Genomic DNA, 19,417 nt, shown 5'->3' on the forward strand with positions numbered 1-19,417 from the left:
TGAGCCGATCGGCAAAAAAGGCCGGTCAGAACAAAACCGAACCCAAGGAAAGCCGCCAACTCAAGGCGTTCTGCCCCTTGCGTTCTTTCATTGGAGAAACGTCATGGGATTCCAACCCCGTTCTTCGGTTCGGTCTGCGGGGCAACTCGCTGCCGCGCCGTGCAGCAAGGACCGGCTGCCGAGACACCTGAGTGAATGAAGCTCTTTGAATTGCCTCTACCGCTCGACACCAGGACCCCGATTGACCGCCTGTCGTTGGCGCTCGGAAACGATCTTCTGGCCGCTATCTGCCCGCACGATCTGCTGAAGAAGCTTCAACTTCTCCTGCATTGCCTCGAATGCATTCCGTTGCGCTGTCGACACAAAGTTGAAAACGTCCCTGTTCCCACGCAGGAACGCGTTGCGGCCGAAGCGCTCGTCGAGCGCCCGGCTGACGGCGACGAATTCTTGGGCGACGGTCGGATCGGTCAAACCCGCAGCAACGTCGAGCCCGCCACTCTTCTTCTTCATTCTTGCCGTCAACTGCCGCAGCGTATCCTCAGCCTTCCGCGATAGGCCGGGAATGGCGACCCCCATACGCCGGCGCTCTGCGGCGATAGCCTTGGTCTCGGCCTCAAACGCCGCGGCATAAGACGCTCCGAGAGAACGGACACAGCTTGCTGCTTCCGACACGCCCTGAAGCGCAGCCTTCCGCTCCCGGCCGGGAGCAAGCAACTTGTCCATTAGGCGACCGGAGCCGCGCAGCCCCCCATAGGCGGCCGGATCGTTGGTGACCGCTGCGGCAATCCGCTCGCCGGCAAAACCCTTTGCGACAAGCTCCTCGATCTTGGCGACCGCGCCGGCCGGATCGCGCCAAATGCGTGTCGCTGCATCCATGAGCGCGGCGCGATGATGATTGTAATAGGGAGCGGCAAGCGCCCTTTCCCGTGATTCATCGGCGACGGATGTCTTGAACTCCGTGACGGCGGCAAGCATGGGCAACACGTGCACTGCTTCCTTTCCGAACTCGATACTTGCGCCGGCAACGATTTTCGAGCGATCCTGCTTTTCTACGCGATGCTGCTCGTCGCTAAAACGCCTGATCACCTCGAACAGGCGCACCAGTTTTTCACGGTGCTCAGTGGCGAGATTTTCCGGCATCCGCTCTTCAACATTTCGCTCGGCGATCGGATCGGCCCTGGCGGTGAATGCAGACCAGCCAAAGCGTGAGGTCAACGCCTCGTTGACCGCCTTGACCTCCTGCACCAGCAAACGGTCCTCAGCGGCGTAGGCGAAGGCCGTCTTGTAGGCACCGACCCCGCCGCGCTCCCGGACCGCCTCGACTTCGACGAGACGCGCCATCGCCATTTTCGAAAGCGCGGGAATGGACAATGCCATAAGAGCGCGCCGCTGCTGCTCGCGGCTGGCGAAGCGCTCCGCCTGCCTGCGGAACTCGGTTGCATGCGCGCGCGCCAAAGTCAGCAGCTCCGATAAGGTGGCCATGGCTGCGTTGCGCTCGTTTCGAGCGGCGCGGCCATCGGCCATGCGGTCAGAGCCGCGTAATCGGCCAAGGCGTTCGGGTGCAAGGCCAAGATCTTCGGCAATCTTGCGCGGCTCGACGTCTCCGCCCGATACCAGAGCGTTGAGCGCCGACAGCGCGCCACCCGGGTCGCGATAGATTTTCTGCAGCACCGGCCGGAGTATTTCCTCCCGCTCCTTCCACTGTTGCGAGGCGAGCTGCGCGAGACGCGCATCCTCTTCAACGCTGCGGGGGAACTCGGTGGCGGGTGGAAGCAAATAGTTTCCGGCTAACGGGATGCCGGCAACCAAGGATACTCTGCGCTCCTCGTTGTACGAGACGCTCCGTTCCCGGTCGATTGCAAAATCGAGCGCTATGCTCGCTCGCTCCCAGAGCTTCGCCAACCGCGACCGCTTCTCCGTAAGCCATGCCAGCCGCCGCGCCGCACCCTCCTCCAGTTCCGCAGCGGCCCGGGCGAGCGTATCGATGCCACGCCGCTGGGCAAAATCAAGGACATGCTCCCGATAGCCTTCCTTACTTTCGAAATCGAGCGTCGTCGTCTTGGCGCCGGATCGTCCGAGGCGCTCAGCAAGCTTTCTGAACACAAGCGGCCGACGGCTTTCCCGCTCGATCCTCGCCTTGCGCGCATCGACAGTTTCGATTTGGGTTGCAGTCCAGACGTTGCGCTCGACCTGACGTTCCTCGAGACGCTTCTTGCCGGTCTTCTCATCAGTGACGGGCACCCTTACCGTGACCGTTTCGACGCCATCCTTGCGGAGCATCACAGTATCACCGGTCCTGATTCCGCCCTCCTCGAGTGCCTTCGGCAGGCTCACGCCCCAAAGTCGATGAACGGTTCCGTCGTCCGTCCTCACATCGGCGTAGGGGCTTTCCTTGGCATCTTCATCTTGCGGCCGGAACTTGGCCAACCCGGTATCCATCATTTCACCGGTGACGCCGGCTGCATGGTCGACACGTGCGCTACGCGCCCACTGCGGCTTCGGTTCGAAGTTCTCGCGCGCCACGTAGAGATCGGCGCGGTTACGATGCCTGGTCATCGCCACATAGGTCAGATGCTGGTCCATCATTCCGGTGGCGAGCACGAAGGTCCGGTCGATGGTCGAGCCTTGAGATTTGTGGATGGTCGCGGCGTAGCCGTGATCGACATTGCTGTAGCTATCCTCGCTGATCACGACATCCCGGCCATTGTCGAGATGTACAGTCAACAGTGCGTCAGCGCGTTCGTCGCCGGATGAAACGACCGTGCCAAGCATGCCGTTCTTGACATATTGGGGACCAAGCCGCTTTGCCCGTGGTTCAAGGAAGCGGGCGTTTTCGAGGAAGATCACCCGGTCGCCCGCGGCAAACTCACGAAGCCCACGTGCCGTCCGGAATTGGCGCGCACCTGTCAGCGCGCCCTCGTCGATCATGACCTTGCGCAAGGCCTCATTCAGCTTTCTGACGTCATCGTTGGTGTGAGCAAGCACAAGCAGTTCGTCGCCGCGAAGACGTCCCGGATGCTCGCCCACTGCAGATTTCTGAAGCAGGTCCCGGCGGGCGTCGGCCCAATCGGCAACGAGGCGGTCTATGATCTCGGCCCTGGTTTCGGTCTCGACAATGCAGCCCCTCTGCGCGTAGGCATCAAGGCCCTCTTCGACCTTGCCGCGCGCAAGGAGACGGGAAGCATCGCGCGCCCAGACATCACGCTGCCGCCGCACGCCGGCAAGTTCCGCGAAGCCGATCCGTTCGGTGATTGCCCGGAACGCCGCACCCGCCTGGATCGGCTGCAGTTGCATCGCGTCGCCGACCAGCACGGCTTTTGCGCCTGCGTCCTCCACAGCCCTGAGGATACGCGCCATCTGCTGCGATGACACCATGCCGGCCTCATCGATGACGAGCACATCGCCGCGCTCCATTGTTTCGCGCCCCCCGGCCCAGGCAAGCTCCCAGGACGCCAGCGTGCGCGACCGGATCCCGGAACTGTCCTCCAGCCCTTCCGCAGCCTTGCCGGCTAGGGCCGCGCCGATCACCCGTCGGCCGTCGCTTTCCCATGCGACGCGGGCCGCCGAAAGCAGTGTCGACTTACCGGCGCCGGCAAGCCCCACGACCGCCGCAATGGCATTATCGCGCGTGACATGACGTACCGCATCGACCTGTTCCGCATCGAGCCTGAAGGATTTTTTCGGATCGGCCGTTTCGACGCTTCGGACGGCGGCGGCGGCCTTGGCACCGGAGACGCCGAAGCCCTTTCGCATCGACAGAACCTCGGCTGACTGCGCCATGTCATATTCGATGCGCAGGATCCCCCGCGTTGTGAACACCGCCGGCTCTGTCACCTTGCCCGTTTGGGTGTCGATCTGCTGCGCCTTCAGCAGCACGAGGTCGTCCGAAGCCATGAGCCGCGCGCGGATATTGGCGAAGTCCACTGGATCATCGACATAGCGGTGCAGCGTCTTGGCGATTTCGCGCTCGTCAAAGGTGGAACGTTCGTTGCCGAGCTGCTTGAGGAGAAGCGCAGGATCCGCGAGTAGCCGGTCGGCCATCGCCTGCCGCCGCGCTAGATCGGCGGGCGCGAAATACATCTCGACACCCTTGCGCGCGAGCGCCGCCTTCTCCGGGCCGAGGTGTTTCTGCGCGATCCCATTGAGGCCTTGCTCAGCATAGGAGCGGCCGTCGAGACGGAGCTCATGGCCGGCCAGCGCCAGGTGGCGGTTGACCGTTTCCGCCCACGCGACCTTCCATGCCTTCATGGTTTCTTTGTCGCCGGCCCAGAGCTTGTAAACGATTTTGCCGTTCGGCCTGTTCGGCGTAACGACACGCAACGGCTCTCCGTCATCGCCCAGGACTGGGACCTTCTTCGGCCCAAACCCCTCCTCCGTAATAGGCCTGAGCGTCGTCATCAGGTGGATATGCGGATTGCCGTCCTTGTCGTGATAGACCCAGTCAGCGACCATGTCCTTCGACGTCAAATTGTCTCGGACGAACTCGCGCACCAGCGCGATATTCTCCGCCCGCGTCAGCTCCTCGGGCAGCGCGATGATCAACTCCCGCGCAAGCTGCGCGTCCAACCGCGTCTCGAACGCATCTACCGCATTCCAGAACACCTCGCTGGCCTCCGCGACGGTCTTGTCGTCGACTGTTCTCTTCAGCCAGAGAGGTATCTGGTCCGGCAGCGCCAGCTCCTCATGCACCAGCTCCGACGCGCCGCCACGGTAGCTGAAGGACGTCCCGGCCTGCTCGTCCGTCATCCGGGCGCGGTGGCGGTAGGCGGCGGCCGAGACGATGCTGCGCCCCCCTCCCCTGCTGATCACCTGCGCTCTAACGAACATGATCGCCACGAGTGTCTCCGAAGCTTTCAAGCACGTCGCGCCAGCGACGTATATTGCGCCCTCAAACCGATCGGACCGGAGGGCCGATGCCGCTCTTCCGTAAAGACGGCCGATGCCGAAATTCCGGCTGCGGCTTTTTTGGGGTGATGCAACCTATCCTATTTTACTATCACTAAATAGATAGTATAACTATCGCCGTGAGATTGCTCCGACACGAGGGACGCTGGAATGGCCGTAAAATCATCGCTCTCTGATATCGATGCCCAGATCGAGAAGCTGCGCGAGCGCAGACGAACGCTAATCGTAAAATCCGCCGAGCGGTTTGCGCGCGCCGCGACAAAAACGGGATTGGCGGAAATGGAGATCACGGAGGAAGAACTCGACGCGATCTTCGAACAGATTGCCGCGCGATTTCGCAAAGAGGAGAAGAAGGGGACTGCTGGCGCAACAGCTTCGTCGCGTCGACAGCCAGGTGGCGGGTCTGGAACGACGGCGGAGGTTTCTCATGACGAATGATCGCAAACGAGAGGCCCGCGAGAAATTCCTGCTCGGTGGCATCGTCGTCAGAGCGGGTCTCGCGGGGGCCGACCGAGCGTTTCTGCTAGGTGGCCTAACGGAACTGGCAAGCGTCGTGCCCGGCACCGACGAGCATCGGCGGCTGCGCGATATCGGTGAGCAAGCCTTCAAGGCGACTTCGCATGATAGAGGATCATCTCACCTCGAGGAGGCGGCGAAGTGGCACTAAAGGAAAGACTGCATCCCAGCCTGCTGCTCGTTCTGGTGCCAATTGCTGTCACCGCCTTTGCCGTCTACATCGTCGGCTGGCACTGGCCGAAGCTTGCCGGCGAGCTATCTGGAAAAACATCATACTGGTTCCTACGAGCCTCGCCCCTGCCCGCGTTGTTCCTTGGGCCGGTCGTCGGATTATTGACCGTTTGTGCGTTGCCGCTGCACCGGCGAAGGTCGATCTCGATAGTGAACCTTGTCTGCTTTCTGTTCGTGGCCGGCTTCTATGTCCTGCGCGAGTTCGATCGGCTCGCGCCGTACGTGGCGAGCGGTGCGGTCTCGTGGGACCGGGCACTCTCCTATCTCGACATCGTCGCCGTCATTGGCTTGGTGGCCGGATTCCTGGCGGTGGCGGTGGGCGCGCGCATCTCCACGGTTGTTCCAGAACCGGTGAAGCGAGCCAAGCGCGGGATCTTCGGGGACGCGAACTGGCTGTCGATGGCCGCGGCGGGAAAGCTGTTTCCGCCAGATGGCGAGATCGTCGTTGGCGAGCGTTACCGGGTCGACAAGGAAGTCGTTCATCAATTACCTTTCGATCCGAACGATCCAGCAACATGGGGCCAGGGCGGCAAGGCATCATTGCTGACCTACAAACAGGATTTCGATTCAACGCACGTGCTATTCTTTGCCGGGTCAGGTGGATACAAGACCACCAGCAACGTCGTGCCCACGGCGCTGCGTTACACCGGGCCGCTGATTTGCCTCGATCCATCGACCGAGGTCGCGCCAATGGTGGTCGAGCATAGAACCCGCGCGCTCGGCCGCGAGGTGATGGTGCTCGATCCGACAAGCCCGATCATGGGCTTCAACGTACTCGACGGCATCGAGAAATCGAAGCACAAGGAAGAGGACATCGTCGGCATTGCTCACATGCTTTTGTCGGAGAGCGTGCGCTTTGAAAGTTCGACTGGCTCCTACTTTCAGAACCAGGCACACAATCTGCTGACCGGTCTGCTCGCCCATGTCATGCTGTCGCCCGAATATGATGGGCGACGGAACTTACGCAGTCTCCGGCAGATCTTATCCGAGCCAGAACCCTCTGCGCTCGCCATGCTGCGCGACATCCAGGACCATTCGGGATCGGCCTTCATCCGCGAAACGCTGGGCGTCTTTACCAACATGACTGAGCAGACCTTCAGCGGCGTCTATTCCACGGCCTCTAAGGACACGCAATGGCTGTCGCTCGACAGCTACGCGGCGCTTGTCTGCGGGAACGCGTTCAGGTCGAGCGACATCGTAGCGGGCAAGAATGACGTGTTCATCAATATTCCGGCATCGATCCTGCGCTCCTATCCGGGTATCGCCCGCGTGATCATCGGCTCGCTGATCAACGCAATGGTGCAGGCCGATGGCACCTTCAAGCGCCGTGCGCTGTTCATGCTCGATGAGGTCGATCTGCTCGGCTACATGCGGGTGCTGGAAGAGGCGCGTGATCGCGGCCGAAAGTACGGAATCTCCATGATGCTTATGTACCAGTCGGTCGGACAACTGGAGCGGCATTTCGGGAGGGATGGCGCGACGTCGTGGATCGACGGCTGCGCCTTTGCCAGCTATGCCGCGATTAAAGCGCTCGACACGGCCCGCAGCGTCTCGGCCCAATGCGGCGAGATGACGGTCGAGGTGAAGAGAGGCTCACGCGTCATTGGCTGGGGCCCAAAAAACGCAGGATCGCGCCTATCCGAAAGCGTCAATCTCCAGCGCCGACCGCTGATCATGCCGCACGAGATCACGCAGTCGATGCGCAAAGACGAGCAGATCATTATCGTGCAAGGTCATAGCCCAATCCGCTGCGGGCGCGCGATATATTTTCGGCGGAAGGACATGGATCAGGCAGCCAAGGCAAACCGCTTTGTCCGGATTTAACCTTCCCCGCCAAGGCAACCATTACCCGTGCTTATTGCCCCGTCCGACATCCGGCTTGAGTGACGTCAGCGCCGCCGATACGAGCCCAAGTTGTCTTCGTGACGCGAGCGGTAATGTCCTTGCCGACCCCGCGCCCTTGGCAAGGATCTTAAGGTCGACCCACAAGTTCCTCATCTGGCAATGGTCCAAATCGGGTTCGAGCGCGGTGGAAAAATCGATCGGGATCTAGCTTAAAGCAATCGCAGTGAGGTGTGTGCTGCGCTTGAACGCGCTTGCTCTACCCGATGCTCTCGAAGCCGTTCACCAACCCGGAACGTCCGATCTTTCGGCAACTGGTGTGCGGACCTGTTTGGTCTGAAGAGCGAACCATCGGCAAGGTTTGCCTGCGTCGAATTATTCAGGCAAGCGCTCGTCCTCGACCAAAAGACGTCGACGGCACTTACGAAGTCCGCAAAGAGGCTGTTGGAAATGGTTTCGATGGTTCCGACCGAGCGCGCTTCGGACGCGCATCAGGGCTCATAGTCGTTAATGTTGAGGAGGACCAAGCGCGGCTTGTCGCCCTGGGTGATCGTTACTGACCAAGACAGGGGGCGATGATGTCCCCGGATTTCCGGGAAAAATCGCTCGTCGCATAGGAACCCGAGCGCGGGTTGGCGATCTGCTATATTCTTGGATTTGCCGTAAATGCGAGCCTGGCGAAAGCCTCCCTAGAAGGGAGGCTCGCTGCTGACGCGGCCCTCGAGCTCGGCTACGATGACCTCAAGCTCCGCATAGGCCTGTTCCAGTTCGGCCTGGATCTGGGCGCGTTCAGCCGGGTCGCAGCAGTTCAGCTCGCGGCGCAATTCCTCGATGTGGGCTTCCAGTGCAACCGTCATTTTCGTCATCTCCTTGGCTGTTGGGAAAGATGACGCCGCCGGCCGCGAGAATTGGGCCGGGTCAAGGATCGCGAATGCGACCGGCGGAGCCGGCGAGTGGGGGAGCCGGAATGCGGAGCATTTCGGGGGGACCGCTCGTCCTTTAGGCGGCACGATTCCTCGCGGCAGACTTGGCGATCTGAGCAGATAGTTTTTCATCTCGTGTGGCAGGGTAAAAGAACAGGTGCGGGCTCGATGCCCGTCCTGTTTCTGGGTACAAACGTGGGCATCCCGCTCGGGATCGGTCGCATTCAGAACGAGCGGGTGCCGGTCCCGATTGATCGGGACCGGCGCTGGTGGCTCAGTTTGGGTTATTCCAGATGATCACCTTGCGGTTCGGATCGCCGCCGGGAGCCTGTGCGAGGTTGCCGAAGATCACGCCGATCTCTGGAGCCTCCAGTTTCACGGAGAGGTACTCTTCTCCGGTCTGGCGGGCGATACGGTTCCACGCCGCGCCGATTTCGAACCCGGTCTTTCGGTGGATGACGCGATAGTCAGGGGCCTCTTCGCTCGTTTTGTTGGCGTTGGGGACGATAGCGATCGGCGCGTTCACTCGGATGGTGGCGAAAACGCCTTCGAGAGTGCCATCGGTCTTCTGCGTGAGAGCTGCGATCGTGGTGGCCATGGTATTGTCTCCTTCGGTTGCTCGGGACCATTCCCGATAGCGCGCGAGGAGACGGCCGATCTGCTGCGGTCATCTCGCACAATTTCTGCTAAATTCCATGTTCTGCTCAAAAAAACGCGTGCGCGTTTGTTATGCTTGCTGGAGGAAAGCATCCGGTGCCCAGCAGTGATCCAAAAATGGAATTTAGCAGAATATTTGGGTGAGACGTACCCCTTCAGGGGTTGACCGGAAAGGCAGGCGGTCGGCTAAAGGGCGATGTAGAAGAGGGAATGATCTAGTGCAACCGACGCCGGCGACAGACCGTTCCGGCCACCCGCCGGCACCTCATAAGACCGCGGCACATTTCAACTGGGCACGCCGCCCTACGATACGCCCGTCCCGGTCTCTGCCATTGCAAGCAGCGAGCAGCATGGACTGCCGCCAGATCTCTCGGATGCACATTGCGCGGTCGCGGTGACCACAACGCCCGCAAACTGGATTGCAAGTCCCCGCCCCGGCCATCGCCGAGATCGACAAACGAACTTCAACGATGCTGCCCCTAGCTGCGTTGCCGCGTCAGACGCGCGCCAATTGCCATCCATCGTCCTGAGCGACCGACGTCGTACCGCGCGGCCAGGAGTTACGGCTCGAGGTCACGCCCCTCGCGTTCGCCAGGCAGCCGATCGCTCCGGCGAAAAATTTCTCCTTGTTCTTTTGACACGTGAGGAAACCATCTTTGCGTCGAGGTTGCTCATCGACCCATGTTCGCTCGCAACCTCGAACTCAGCACGAAGCGGGATAGCCCACATCGACTGAGCCAGATGGATTCGCTGCCGGCCGCGGTGACATCGCCGATTGCCCATTTCTGTGGTTGCTTCCCCGATTATGTCCCGGAGCTGGAGCGACTTCGGCCCCGCCCAATCTCATCGATTCGCAAAGGTCGCTATGGCGCTCCGATTGCAGCGCGTTTGAAAGCCTTCCTGCGATCCAGCAGCACGGGCCCTCGGCGACCCGGCAAGTCGCCGAACCTCCGATAGCGCTAGAAACCGTTGTGTTTTCAGTAGCGACGAAAGCTTTCCTTACAATTATCATGCTCCAGGGAATGGGATGAAAGCCAACGCCACGTGAAGGTGGATCGACGTCGCATCCATGAAGACGCTTGGCAATGCTGCGGCGAGAAATTTACTTTTGGCACCGCCTTCATCTCCGTGGCGACAGCATGTGGCGCTATCCCATCCACTTTATACTATCGTTTTTGTGATCGTATAACCGAAAAATCCATGCTACATCGTCATTGACCCTTAGGGCCCATTGAATGGGAAGCGGAGGCTCAATGTGCGGCGGTTTCTGATCGGCGACAGGCTATTCGAGGAGGAATCGAGCGAATTCCGGGCAATTCTTGCACCTGCTTATGAACAGGGGCTTCGGCCATATTGCCAGTGCAACGAACCGCCGGTTGCGATGTACATCGCGCGGCTCGATGAGCAACACCTCGTCAAACGCATGCCGCTTACCGGGCGCAATCATGACCCGGCTTGCCCATCCTTTGAACCTCCCTATGATTTATCCGGCCTCGGGCCTTTGATCGGCAATGCAATCCAGGTCGATGCGAACGGGCGAGCAAGCTTGAAGATCGATTTTTCGCTGACGAAGAAAGGTCCACGAGCAGCCGCATCTCGATCGGCGGGTCCGCAAGAGTCCGCCATTCGCAATGAGCCACAGAAGCTCTCGTTGCGCGCAACGCTGCACTATCTGTGGGAAGTGGGAGAATTGACCGAATGGCATACCTCCTGGGCTGGAAAGCGCGGCTGGGGTCGGGTTCGCACGAGCCTCATGAATGCCGCGTCCCAGATGACGACCCGCGGCGGACAGCTCAGCGATGTGCTGTTTGTGCCGGAGACGTTCCATCAGGAGGACAAGGAAGCAATTGCCGCGCGCCGAGCAACCGCGCTTCGCGGTGCGCAAGCGTCCGGGACAGGACCGCGCAAACTGATGATCGCTGTTGCGGAAGTAAAGGAGTTCATCCCCGCACGCGTCGGACACCGGATCGCGGTTCGGCATCTGCCCTTTCCCTTCATGCTTGAAGACCAAGCATGGAAGCGGTTGAACGCCAGATACGACACGGAACTTGAATTGTGGCGTTCGAACGATGAACTGCACCTCGTCATGATCGCGACGTTTGGGATTTCGGCATCCGGGGTTGCAGCCGTCGAAGAAGTCGCGATGATGGTGGTGAACGAGAACTGGATCCCACTCGAAAACGTCCATGAGCGCCATCTTCTGAACAGACTGGCAGGGCTGCGACGCAAGTTCGTCAAAGGCTTACGCTTCAACCTCTCACACGAGCAACCAATCGTGTCGGTCACCTTGCCGGAACAGCGACCCTGCCCGGTTGCGATGTTTATCGTGTCGGCCGGTGCAGGTGGGAACTACCAGCGGGCATTGACGGAAATGATCGAGGCACGACCGGAGATGACGCCTTGGATTTGGTACATTGCCGAGGGAGACATGCCGCAGTTGCCGTGATCGTCAGAATGCCGGCTGCGTTGCCTTTGCTCGGACAAAGGTGGCAAGCTTTTAGATGATGAAGGAAGGCGCAAAGGGAAACGGACGGTTCGCAGAGTTCACGAACAAATCCAGATTCTGCGGACAGCGTAAGCGCACTTCGCAATGGGCTACAGCTCCCTTTCTTGTCGGCAACTTTTTATCGGTAGAGGGTGCTAAGCAACAGAGATGCCGTCATGCGGCGAGCCGGCATAACTTGCTTTGCCGACTGCCTTTCTTCAGAAAACTCAAATGTCCGATTGCCGCGACGACGGCAACCGGCAATTTCAAACACCGCGCCCCTGCCGCCGCCGTCGGCGCACCCATCACCTCGCATTTTCGCTCGCGAGGTGATGATCCATGGCATTTTCTCTTGAAAGGGACGCCTAGCCGGCGCCCCTTGCCTCATTTTGCGTGTCTTGTTGTGCATGCATCCAGTCGGCAATCTCCTGCGCTTTGCTGGCAGCCGTGAAGATGGCGCGCTTGTCGGAATGCATCACGTCGATCCACGATGCAATATAGCGGGCATGGTCCGGACGCGGCTCGACACTGAGGCCCAGATCGGCGCAAATCATTGCACTCAGGAGCTCGACCGTGCATTCCTCCATTGCATAGGCGGCCGAGCCGAAACGTCCAGAGAGATCGCGGTTGAGACGGTGGCTGGCGCCAGATGCATGGCCACATTCGTGAAGCAGCACCGCGTAGTAGGCGACCGCATCGCGGAAGCACGCGAACCTTGGGATCTGTACCTGATCCGTAGCCGGGCGATAGTAAGCTTGCGAGCCGCCGTGGCAGATATCAATGCCGAGGGCCGCGCAGAACCGTTCGGCCCGGTTGATCCGCTTCGCTTCCGGCAAGACCGGGCTCTCGGGCGGTGTGTAGCCGTCAACCTGGGCGCAATTAAAAACCGAGTAGCCGCGAGCAAACATGGACCGGGCGGGTTCGTCACGATTTGCATCGTCGGCTTGGTCATCCGTTTTGTCGCGATCGTGGGTCTTCCAGAACACGACAAGGTGGCCGTGCTCGCCCTTACGAACCTGAGCGCCGAGCGCTTGCCATTGGTGGTAAGTGCCCCAGATCCCGGTGGGATAGCCGGCCGCGTGCGCCGCAGCCCAGAGTGAGAGGATGTTGACGCCGCGATAAGTCCTGCTTGAGGCGATATTGACGGGCGTGGTGATGGCCGATCCGTCGTGATGCCAGGGCATTCTGTAGTCACCGGCGCCGGCCTCGATGGCGGCGATAATCTGGTTAGTGACGCGCTCGTAGATATCGACTTGTGTTTGGCGTCTGCGATCTGTGGTCATTGGTGCCTCCTTCAGCTCGCCCCCTCCGTCGAGGGCGAGGCGGCAGGGGCAGACGCGGGAGGCCGGCCCGTCACACCCTGTTCTCGGTGCTGGTGCGGAACAGGGTTGATGGGCTGGCAGCGTCTGCCACAACCGAGCCATGTCTCGACGGGCGTGCTGAAGGAGACACTGACCATGATCGGAACGCGGAGAGTCCGGGATCTTGCGCCACATCAACTGGCCTCGTCTGGCGGAGAGCGCTTGAAGAGACGTCCCTGGCGACGAGATCGGGCCGGGCCTGTCGGAAGTCCTCGATGTCGATAGCGCCCTACGGCGACCTCCAATGTCAGGACATGGATGTGCTTACACGCATGCGGTGAGGCCACATTTTCGATCGCCTTGGCCCGTGCAGGGGCGGCCGTGGTTCGGCTTCGAGAGCACGGACGCACTCTTTAGGGGCTCTCCGAAAAGACCGTCGCTAACGCGCTAAGGGAGCGTGGAGATCGTGGCATTCCCCTTCACCGCACCGTTTGCCGTCACCTGGTTAACACCGCCTCGTCTGCATGACTGCGGCCAGCGCGCGCTTCGTTTTGAGGGAACTCGGGGGCGATGGCCACCCGCGACGCCGTGTCGCTCGCCGGCTTGAGCGCGCTTATCGCGGCCCATCAGCGTTCCTGAAGAACCGGTGTTTGCGGCTTGTCGCGCAATGGCTTCGCGCATTCCTTGGCGTCGGTCGATCGAACACGGGCCTTCATCCTCGGCGACTGAGGACACACCTCAGTTCGCAGGGCGGTTTTTCTGGCTATCGGTGGGCGGTTAGGACTTGTGATCTCGGAAGCGGGAATGAGCACACTTGATGATCCCGCCTCTGGGTTTTAGACGGAGCTTACCGTTGCCGGCGCCCTCGCCAACGGAAGAGACATCGGCGGCAGCCAAAGGTAGCCGGCGTGGGAAATAAGCCGCCGCAAGGCTGACCTTGGAAGGACACAGCACGCTTTGTACGGGCTCGATCCGGCAGATTGATCTACGGTGCTTTTATTTAACCTTGGGCCGGCCAGGCGTAGAACCCGCGCACCGCTTCAGATGGCCTTCGTGGGGAGACGGCAGGATTAGGCGGCATCACTGGGACGGCGATCAGGATTTCCGATTTGCTTAAATTGCGATCGACGGCTGAATTGAGAGCACAGGTACCCTTTGCCGTTGACCACGGATGTACTGGCATCGGCATGGTGCGATCACGAAAGGTCGGGTTTAACCCGGCCTTTTTGTTGGATGACGCTTTTCTTGGTCCTGTGCCCGCCGTCATTTTGCCATTTCAAAGCAAAACCACCGATCCCCCTCGAGAAGTTGCTCTCGATAAAGAATAGGCCCGGCGGACATGCCCGCCGGGCTCATTATCAAGTCAAGAGATCCGATCAGGCTCGCAGTTGCTCCTGCGAATCCCGCGTTTGCACCTCTTCCATTTCGCGTTCGCGCCTATTGTGGCGAATGGACGACCAGAGCGAGATACCGATGAGCGCAGCACCTCCAAGGCCGGTGATGACTTCCGGAATGTGGACCAGCGTCTGAAAGTACATGACCACCGAGAGGACCAGGATCGCGTAGAACGCGCCGTGCTCCAGGTAGCGATACTCGTTGAGCGTTCCCTTCTCAACCAGCATGATCGTCATCGAGCGCACATACATGGCGCCGATGCCGAGGCCAATCGCAATGACGAAGAGGTTCTGCGTCAACGCAAAGGCGCCGATGACGCCGTCAAACGAGAAGCTGGCATCGAGAACTTCGAGGTAGAGGAAGGCGCCGAAACCGCCCTTTGCCGCCGCATTCATGGTCTGCTGCGAGGCATCAAGCAGACCGCCGACCACCTCAACCACGAGGAACGTCAAGAGGCCGTAGATCGCCGAATACACGAATGTGTGGACCTCTGCCGGTTCGAGCAGCGTCGAAAAGCTGAGAATGAGGGCGAGAACGAACGCAATCTCGATACCCTTGATGGTCGCAAAGCGCGCCATCTTGGTTTCGATCCACTTGATCCAGTGCACGTCCTTTTCATGGTCGAAGAAGTAGGTCAGGCCCACCATCATCAGGAAGGTGCCGCCGAAGGCCGCTATCGGCAGATGCGCGTCGTTCATGATGCGCGCATATTCCTCAGGCTTGCTTGCCGCCAGAACGATCGCTTCGATCGGGCCGATCTTCGCCGCGATGACGACGATCAGGAGCGGAAAGACAATACGCATGCCGAAGACGGCGATGATGATGCCCCAGGTCAAAAAGCGATGCTGCCACTCGGGCGTCATGTCCTTGAGCTTGTTGGCATTGACGATGGCGTTATCGAACGACAGCGAGATTTCAAGCACCGCAAGCACGGTGCAGATGAAGAAGACGGAGGCCATGCCACCGATGGTGCCGGTCGACTGCCAGCCGAGCCAGGCGCCGAGCACAAGGCCGACCACCGTGACGATGAAGGCCCAGGTGAAATAGCCGAGCGCGCTCGAATGCGATTGAGGCTGGTTCATCGACGTGCCTCCTTCGCGCGGACGACGCCGGATTCGGTGAAAAGATGAGGTTTCAAAACAGAAATGCGCACGGCCGAAGGGGCACATGCGTGAGGCATGAGATCAGTTTTCATGAGAGCTAATCCGCCGGCTAATTTGCTGGCGGTACCGACATCACGAGAGCGCCGTAAAAACTCTCGCCAGAGGGGCCCGGCACCAGTGTTCGACCCGCGATCCGATGTCTGGACGGCGGGCACGCTTGACTAATTAGCAGTGTCGGGCGGAACGTCAAGGGGGCGGCCACTCGCTTTGATGGTGGATCGCCAAACGGTTGTTGCCAAGCCCTGTCTTGGTTCGGCCGCCGCACCAAGCGTCGTCACCGATTCATTCGCAAAACTTATGGTTCCATACACAGACGGCAATGGACCGGCCGCGCTGAATGTGGCATGGCGTGCGCAACTTATTGAAGGCCCTGACATGACCGTGATCTCCGCCCCCATAACCGCCCCGAACGCCGCCCGGACCGGGGTTCTCATCATGCTGCTCGGCATGCTGATGTTTTCGCTGAACGACGTCATGGGCAAGTGGCTGGTCGCGACCTACTCGGTCAGCCAGTTGATGGTGATCCGAAGCGTTGCGGCACTTCTGTTCCTGTCGCCCTTCATTTTCAGGCGCGGCCTGCGCTCAATGTTCCAGGTCGAGCGCCCTGGCCTCCAGGCCCTTCGCTCGCTGCTCTTTGCCATCGACGCTTCCGCCTTTTATTTCGCGGTCGCCTACATGCCGCTCGCCGATACCATGACCTACTGGCTGGCGGCGCCGATCTATGTGGCGGCGGCCTCGCCGTTCCTGCTTGGCGAAAAGGTTGGCTGGCGGCGCTGGACGGCGATCCTCATCGGCTTTGCCGGCGTCTTGATCGCGCTCGAGCCCTCCAAGGAAAGCCTCGGCCTTCCGGCCTTGATTGCGCTTGCCGGCAGCACCGCCTTCGCATTTGCCCTCATGCTCGGTCGCACGCTCCGCTCCACACCTGACACGACGCTGGTCTTCTGGCAGATCGTTGGCGCGCTCATCTTCTCGCTCGTCGGCGTTGCCGCCAATCCCTCCGGCTGGGCGCCGGTCGATGGCGAAGCGCTATTGCAGCTCGGCGCGCTCGGCATCGTCGCGATGCTTGCGCATATCCTCGTCAATCGGTCGCTGAAGCTCGCCGATGCCGCCACCGTCGTCCCGCTGCAATACACGCTGCTCTTCTGGGCCGTCGTCTTCGGCTGGTTCTTCTTCGGCGACACACCGCGCCCGACCGTGCTCGTCGGCGCGGCATTGATCGTCGCCTCGGGCCTCTTCATCTTCTTCCGCGAACAGCAGCTGAAGAAGCGGAGCGCAAAAGCCTAATCTCCACCAACTCGGCGGGGTTCCATCATCGGCGACACTCTGCTACGCCGCCGAGGTCCAAGCTTGAAGGAGATGCCCATGGCCAAAGCGATCCATTCGATGATCCGTGTTCTCGACGAGAAGCGATCGATCGATTTCTATCGTGTGGCCTTTGGGCTAGAAATCGCCGAACGGTTGGAGTTCGAAACCTTCAGTCTGGTCTATCTCAGCAACGAGGAAAGCGAATTCGAGCTTGAGCTGACGGTCAACAAAGATCGGACCGAGCCCTATGCGCTCGGTGACGGCTATGGTCATCTGGCGGTGTCGGTCGACGACCTCAGCGCCGAGCACCAGCGGCTGACGGACGCTGGTCTCAATCCGGGCAAGATCGTCGACTTCAACCGCGATGGCGCGCTGCTTGCCCGGTTTTTCTTCGTGGTTGATCCCGACGGTTACAAGGTCGAAGTGCTGCAGCGCCACGGTCGCTACAAGTAGGACCTGGCTGCCAGGCAGATCAACCAAAACAATACCGATTATCGCGCCTATCTATTTCGCTTATAGACGAGCGCGACTTAGTCTTCCCCGGAAGCATCAAGAATGGTGCACAACAAGGGGAACGCGAATGAAGAAGCGGATTGCAGCAGCAGTGCTCGCCATCATGGCGGCAACGGCCGTTTCGGCCCAGGCCGCCGAAAAGATCAAGATCGGCACGGAGGGCGCCTATCCGCCCTTCAACTTCATCGATCCGGCCGGCAAGATCGGCGGCTTCGACGTCGACATCGGATTAGCACTTTGCGAGCGCATGAAGGTCGAATGCGAAGTCGTCGCCCAGGACTGGGACGGCATCATTCCGGGTCTGATTGCCAAGAAATACGACCTGATCATCGCCTCGATGTTCATCACCGAGGAACGCAAGAAGCAGGTCGCCTTCACCAATCCCTACTACCTCGCAGCCATGACGCATGCGGCCCCGAAGGGTGCAGGCTTTACCGAGTTCACCAATGAGGCGCTCAAGGGCAAGGTGATCGGCGCACAGTCAGGCACCACCCAGGCCGAATACATCACCGCCACATACCCCGACGCGGAGATCAAGCTCTATCCGACGCAGGATGAGGCGAACCTCGACATGGTCAACGGTCGCCTCGACCTTCAGGTGGGCGACATGCTGCCGCTGCTCGACTGGGTGACGAAAAACGCCGATGGAAAGGCGTGTTGCGAACTGATCGGCGAGCCGATCACCGACAAGAAATTCGTCGGCGAAGGTGTCGGCATTGCCGTGCGCCAGGAGGACAACGACCTGCGCGAACGGCTGAACAAGGCGCTGGACGAAATCCGCGCCGACGGCACTTACAAGAAGATTAACGACAAGTACTTCACCATCGACGTCTATACGATGAAGTGACGCGTGAAGACGGGCGGAACAACCCAATTTAAGATCCGGCCGCGTCCTACGGGCACGGCAGGATCTTATTTTTATTCCTCTTCTCTTATCGCGCGCTGCCTTGCCACGATCGCCTTGAATTCGGGATCGTCGACGAGCGATTGCACGGCCCAGTAGCCTTCGAGCCACTCGGCCTCGCCATCCCAACCGCCATCGACAAGCTGGCCGAGAGTGGCAAGCGCCCGGGTGCGGTCGCCGGCAAGCGTCCAGGCTCCGGTTGCGTGAAAGCGATACCAGTTGATGTGATCGCTTGCCCGCTCCAAGTGCAGCGCCATTCCCGCCAAGTGTCGAGATCGAGATCGCCGACGTTCTCTGCCGGTAGGTTACCGCTATAGGCAAGGTGCCGGTCGCTTTCGATGAGGCCAATGCTCCTGGCAATCGCGATCGATCCCTTGTTCGAGGCGTGCGTATGCCACTCGATATCGGGACGTCCGCGCTTGATGCACTCGGTAATCGTCGCAGCCGCTGCCGCTTTGCCAAGCCCAAGGCGCCGATAGGCAGGTTCGGTCCCGACGCAACGGGCACCGCTTACGCTGTCGGTTGCGCAATGGCTGACGACGGATCCGTCGTGAAGCACACAGAAGCCGATGGCGTTTTCCACGAAGAGTTCGGGAGAAGCTCAGCCTTCCATGAGATCGGTTACCGTCTCGATATTGCCGGATTCCAGATCCAGCAGGCGCTGGTCGATCGGCACGAGACGGAAGCCGTCAGGCAACATCGTCGCAGCAAGACCATGACTTGCTCCCGGCAAACCCATTCTGACGAGCGGATGCGGCCGGGCGAAGCCATTGGACCAGATATCGCCGAGACGATCGGACCAGCGGCCTTCGACGAAGAAATAGGCCCAGTCGGGGATCAGTTCCTTCAGGTCGGCAAAGCTATCGCCCGCCTCGTCGGGCAGGCCCGCGAGATAATAGGCATCGCCATTGGCGAGCAGCGCGACGCGCGGTTCGACGGGACGATCGACCCAGACTTCACCTTTTATGATGCCGTCGAGTACGGCAGCGATGGCTACGTGCGTGGAGGAAAAGTCCTTCAGAAGGAACTGAGCAGCCGGATAGGCCGCTTGTTCGAGTAGAAGCATGGAAATGCAATCCTGTTGCGGCGGGATATCCCATCCCTGCCGCCAGAAGAAAGAGTTGAGACGAGAGGGTCGTCCCGTTTCAGACCGGCTTCTGCCGAGCGGCGCACGGCGTTGGAGACTGTCATCTTGCACCCTCTCTCTTCCTGTGCGCCCGGATCGGGCGCCATTGCATTCGACGAACTAGACAGCCGGGCCGGGCGGAACAAGCGCT

Annotated in this window: 15 protein-coding genes and 1 pseudogene; 8 read left to right on the top strand and 8 right to left on the bottom strand. The window is 60.4% G+C overall.

Features of this window, described 5'->3' with window-relative positions:
- Positions 1-191: hypothetical protein (locus ASD63_RS35870; protein WP_210174249.1), on the top strand; the 191-nt coding region annotated here is incomplete at its 5' end.
- A 25-nt stretch (positions 192-216) separates the two neighbouring features.
- On the opposite strand, the gene traA is transcribed toward ASD63_RS35870, so the two are convergent.
- The gene (gene traA / locus ASD63_RS12415; protein ID WP_060529388.1) at positions 217-4,836 is read right to left on the bottom strand and encodes a Ti-type conjugative transfer relaxase TraA; all 4,620 of its coding nucleotides are present in this window, start codon (positions 4,834-4,836) and stop codon (positions 217-219) included.
- A 219-nt stretch (positions 4,837-5,055) separates the two neighbouring features.
- Here traA and ASD63_RS12420 point away from each other — a divergent pair, with 219 nt between their 5' ends.
- From ASD63_RS12420 to traG, 3 genes are read left to right on the top strand one after another with little or no spacing between them, the layout of a single operon-like run.
- The gene (locus tag ASD63_RS12420) at positions 5,056-5,343 is read left to right on the top strand and encodes a TraC family protein (RefSeq protein WP_060529389.1); all 288 of its coding nucleotides are present in this window, start codon (positions 5,056-5,058) and stop codon (positions 5,341-5,343) included.
- The gene (locus tag ASD63_RS12425) at positions 5,333-5,572 is read left to right on the top strand and encodes a conjugal transfer protein TraD (protein WP_060529390.1); all 240 of its coding nucleotides are present in this window, start codon (positions 5,333-5,335) and stop codon (positions 5,570-5,572) included. Before ASD63_RS12420 ends, ASD63_RS12425 begins: the two co-directional genes overlap by 11 nt.
- Positions 5,563-7,476 carry a Ti-type conjugative transfer system protein TraG gene (traG, locus tag ASD63_RS12430; protein ID WP_060529391.1) on the top strand — a complete coding sequence of 638 codons (1,914 nt, stop codon included), beginning with the start codon at positions 5,563-5,565 and terminating at the stop codon, positions 7,474-7,476. The genes ASD63_RS12425 and traG overlap by 10 nt, the downstream gene beginning before the upstream one ends.
- Positions 7,477-7,898: 422 nt before the next feature.
- Here traG and ASD63_RS36105 read toward each other — a convergent pair.
- The 3 genes and pseudogenes from ASD63_RS36105 to ASD63_RS12435 all read right to left on the bottom strand — a co-directional run.
- Positions 7,899-8,134: pseudogene (locus ASD63_RS36105) on the bottom strand (prevent-host-death family protein); the annotation flags it as partial.
- 49 nt (positions 8,135-8,183) lie between these two features.
- Positions 8,184-8,351 (bottom strand): hypothetical protein, encoded by a 168-nt coding sequence (locus ASD63_RS35670; RefSeq protein ID WP_167550717.1) that lies wholly within the window; start codon positions 8,349-8,351, stop codon positions 8,184-8,186.
- 340 nt (positions 8,352-8,691) lie between these two features.
- Positions 8,692-9,015: a DUF736 family protein gene (locus tag ASD63_RS12435; protein ID WP_034800240.1), complete on the bottom strand. Its 324-nt coding sequence runs from the start codon at positions 9,013-9,015 to the stop codon at positions 8,692-8,694.
- Positions 9,016-10,329: 1,314 nt separating this feature from the next.
- Here ASD63_RS12435 and ASD63_RS12440 point away from each other — a divergent pair.
- Positions 10,330-11,520: a DUF1173 domain-containing protein gene (locus ASD63_RS12440; RefSeq protein WP_060529392.1), complete on the top strand. Its 1,191-nt coding sequence runs from the start codon at positions 10,330-10,332 to the stop codon at positions 11,518-11,520.
- A 404-nt stretch (positions 11,521-11,924) separates the two neighbouring features.
- Here ASD63_RS12440 and ASD63_RS12445 read toward each other — a convergent pair whose 3' ends face one another.
- Together ASD63_RS12445 and ASD63_RS12450 are read right to left on the bottom strand one after the other, a co-directional pair.
- Entirely contained in the window at positions 11,925-12,842 is a 918-nt protein-coding gene (locus ASD63_RS12445) for a zincin-like metallopeptidase domain-containing protein (protein WP_060529393.1), read from the bottom strand.
- A gap of 1,394 nt (positions 12,843-14,236) precedes the next feature.
- A complete protein-coding gene (locus ASD63_RS12450; RefSeq protein WP_034800249.1) occupies positions 14,237-15,337 on the bottom strand; it encodes a DUF475 domain-containing protein in 1,101 nt (366 codons plus the stop codon).
- Between the two features lie 456 nt (positions 15,338-15,793).
- On the opposite strand from ASD63_RS12450, the gene ASD63_RS12455 reads away from it, so the two are divergent.
- From ASD63_RS12455 to ASD63_RS12465, 3 genes are all read left to right on the top strand, one after another.
- Positions 15,794-16,702, top strand: a complete 909-nt coding sequence (locus tag ASD63_RS12455) for a DMT family transporter (RefSeq protein WP_060529440.1) — start codon at positions 15,794-15,796, stop codon at positions 16,700-16,702.
- Between the two features lie 78 nt (positions 16,703-16,780).
- Entirely contained in the window at positions 16,781-17,176 is a 396-nt protein-coding gene (locus ASD63_RS12460; protein ID WP_034800251.1) for a VOC family protein, read from the top strand.
- 127 nt (positions 17,177-17,303) lie between these two features.
- Positions 17,304-18,083: an ABC transporter substrate-binding protein gene (locus tag ASD63_RS12465; protein ID WP_034800254.1), complete on the top strand. Its 780-nt coding sequence runs from the start codon at positions 17,304-17,306 to the stop codon at positions 18,081-18,083.
- 71 nt (positions 18,084-18,154) lie between these two features.
- Here the strand turns inward: ASD63_RS12465 and ASD63_RS36110 are convergent, their stop codons facing one another.
- Both ASD63_RS36110 and ASD63_RS12475 read right to left on the bottom strand, forming a co-directional pair.
- A complete protein-coding gene (locus ASD63_RS36110; RefSeq protein ID WP_034800256.1) occupies positions 18,155-18,397 on the bottom strand; it encodes a hypothetical protein in 243 nt (80 codons plus the stop codon).
- A 344-nt stretch (positions 18,398-18,741) separates the two neighbouring features.
- Positions 18,742-19,206: a hypothetical protein gene (locus tag ASD63_RS12475; RefSeq protein WP_034800258.1), complete on the bottom strand. Its 465-nt coding sequence runs from the start codon at positions 19,204-19,206 to the stop codon at positions 18,742-18,744.
- Positions 19,207-19,417 lie beyond the last annotated feature (211 nt).

The sequence above is a fragment of the Ensifer sp. Root558 genome (assembly GCF_001427045.1).
Taxonomy (GTDB): domain Bacteria; phylum Pseudomonadota; class Alphaproteobacteria; order Rhizobiales; family Rhizobiaceae; genus Ensifer; species Ensifer adhaerens.